Origin of the sequence: Bacillus sp. JJ1127, assembly GCF_036965845.1 — a bacterium.
In the GTDB taxonomy this organism is placed as follows: Bacteria; Bacillota; Bacilli; order Bacillales; family Bacillaceae_G; genus Bacillus_A.
Genome location: NZ_JBALQK010000235.1, coordinates 18861 through 21213, shown reverse-complemented (window position 1 = coordinate 21213; position 2353 = coordinate 18861). Strand labels below are relative to the sequence as shown.

3 protein-coding genes are annotated in these 2353 nt (G+C 33.9%); 2 read left to right on the top strand and 1 reads right to left on the bottom strand.

Going from position 1 to position 2353, the window contains the following annotated elements; all coding sequences use genetic code 11:
- Positions 1 to 63 precede the first annotated feature (63 nt).
- On the top strand, positions 64 to 693 hold the full coding sequence (locus tag V7183_RS20850; RefSeq protein WP_097896116.1) for a class II aldolase/adducin family protein: 630 nt from the start codon (positions 64 to 66) through the stop codon (positions 691 to 693).
- A 119-nt stretch (positions 694 to 812) separates the two neighbouring features.
- Entirely contained in the window at positions 813 to 1436 is a 624-nt protein-coding gene (cbpA, locus tag V7183_RS20845) for a cyclic di-AMP binding protein CbpA (RefSeq protein WP_335360692.1), read from the top strand.
- A 29-nt stretch (positions 1437 to 1465) separates the two neighbouring features.
- Here cbpA and V7183_RS20840 read toward each other — a convergent pair whose 3' ends face one another.
- Positions 1466 to 2239 carry a divergent polysaccharide deacetylase family protein gene (locus V7183_RS20840; protein ID WP_335360691.1) on the bottom strand — a complete coding sequence of 258 codons (774 nt, stop codon included), beginning with the start codon at positions 2237 to 2239 and terminating at the stop codon, positions 1466 to 1468.
- Between the last annotated feature and the right edge of the window lie 114 nt (positions 2240 to 2353).

Genomic DNA, 2353 nt, shown 5'->3' with positions numbered 1-2353 from the left:
AATAAATCCTTTTACATAGAAATGATTCGTTTATTATATCGATATTATTACGGGGGTGACGAAATGTTATTTTTTCTAAAGAAGTGGAAAGAATTAAGAGATATAAAAATGGAATTGGCACTTCGTGATTGGTTTTATGGTACAAAAATTAGTTTATCTATGTGTACATCGAAAGAACCATTAACGTTTTTAGTAAATATAGAGGGAAGGGACAAAGGGTTATTTGCTGAAGAAGATTTTATTGTAGTAAATAGCATGTGTGAGCCTGTATTTGCAAATGATGAAAAGCCAGCTATTGAATCGTTTATGCATGCAGATATTTACAAAAAAAGTAGTGCAGACTGCATTTTACAAGTTCAGACAGTAGATAGTCACTTACTGTTAGAGTTATATGGAGAAGAAGGAGAAGTTACGTTTGAAAAAAGTAGTGTAGGGCGTGTTTTTGGAAAAGAAGGCATAGAAGGGATTACAATCCCAATTGTAGAAAATGAACAGAAGTTTGCCGATTTATTAGAGAGTAACGTTCCAAATTTTACTGAAGGTGGGGGCGCAGTGCTTGTTTATAATCATGGAATGATTGTCTGGGGGAAAACACCAGAGGAGACGAAAAAATGGTTAGAAGGTCTAGAGTATTTAATGAATTATCATGTGAAATTATTGATGATTAAAGGAGCAAAGAGTTCGGTTATGTAAAAAATATACACTATTTATGAATCACCAAATGAAAGCGTTTTAATAATAATTTCACTCATAAAATATGGGTCTCCTTATTATATATAGATTACATGTCGTCATGTGGGGAGGAACGTATTTTGCGAGTTAAATATCATTTTCTGCCGAAACAACAGGTAATTTTTTGTAAAAGTGATGATTCGGGGGAACAGGCGTTAAAGCTCATGAATGAAAAGGGATATAGAGCAATTCCTGTATTAGCAGAAGATGAAAAGCAATTTAAAGGGATTATTTATAAAGTGGATATTTTAGAACAGAAATGTAATGGTGGATTAGAAGATATACGTGTGAAAGATATATGGGAAGATCAATCTGCATTTATTTTTGAAAAAGATTCTTTTTTTCGAGCTTTTTATGTAATTAGATGTCTTCCGTTTCTAGCTGTTTTGAATGAATACAATGAGTTTGTTGGTATTTTAACGCATTCTAACATATTTGATGTTATTGAAGATTCATTTGGCATGCGAACCGGAGGATATATATTAACTATTGCAACACAAGATTGTAAGGGAACGATTAAAGAACTTGGTACACTTTTAAAATCGTATCATATTGGTGGATTATTGACATTAGATAATGGTGATCAATATATTCGTCGTGTTATTGTAAATATAACAGATGACCTAAATGAAAAAGCATTAAAGCAATTAATTGCAAAAATAGAGAGAAAAGGATTTCGGGTGAGTCATGTAGACTATATTTAGAAAATAGAGAGCAGCCATGTGGCTGCTCTCTATTTTTGTTTAGAGACGGGAGGTGGTGACAGGGCAAGATCAGATAGAAAAATAAAGTCTGCATGTTCACGTACTCTCGGGATAGACGATTCAATGACGCGAGAAGTGATCTCTCCAGGAGGGCCAACATGACCAATAGCTACTACAACAGGCTTTTCTTTAATTTTTTGTAGAAGTAACTGTGCCTGTTTTGTAATGTGGGATGATGTATAGACGTCATCAAAGAATAATTGGTTTTCTACAATAGGAACACCTAATTCTTTTCCGATTTTTGGTACTACGCTTTTTGGATTTGTTTTACTATCTAAATAAAATAGACCATGCTTTTTACAGACAGACAGTATGATTCGCATAATTCTTTCGTCGGCTGTTACTTTCGATCCCATGTGATTGTTCATACCAATTGCATGCGGTACTTCCTGAATGGCCTGTTCAATTCGATTTTTAATTTCATCATCACTTAAATCAGTTGTAATTGCCTTCGGACCGAGCCATTCCTTTTTTCCCTTAATTGGTTCCATAGGCATGTGAATGATAACTTCATGGCCTTTTTTGTGTGCAGCTATTGCGTCTTGTTTAGTAGATGGCAGGAACGGCATAACAGCAATTGTAAGTGGTATAGGAAGGGATAACATTTTTTCAGTTCCCTTCATATTGTTTCCGAAATCATCAATTATAATGGCAACTTTATTCGTATGAGCGCTTGCTTGAACAGGGAAAATGAGGATAGGTACTAAAATAAATAGTAGAAATGTAATGATCTGTTTACGCATATAATATGTTCCTTTCTGATTCACAAGATGAATGATATAGTTGTATCTTTTCTAATTTAACCAAGGGAGAACGAACTATATATACATCAATTAAAAAAACGACATAAACCCCCT

What these genes read in the sequence shown, in the direction of transcription:
- V7183_RS20850 (WP_097896116.1), top strand. Translation starts at nt 64, where the DNA reads ATGTTATTTTTTCTAAAGAAGTGGAAAGAATTAAGAGATATAAAAATG.
- V7183_RS20840 (WP_335360691.1), bottom strand. Translation starts at nt 2,239, where the DNA reads ATGCGTAAACAGATCATTACATTTCTACTATTTATTTTAGTACCTATC.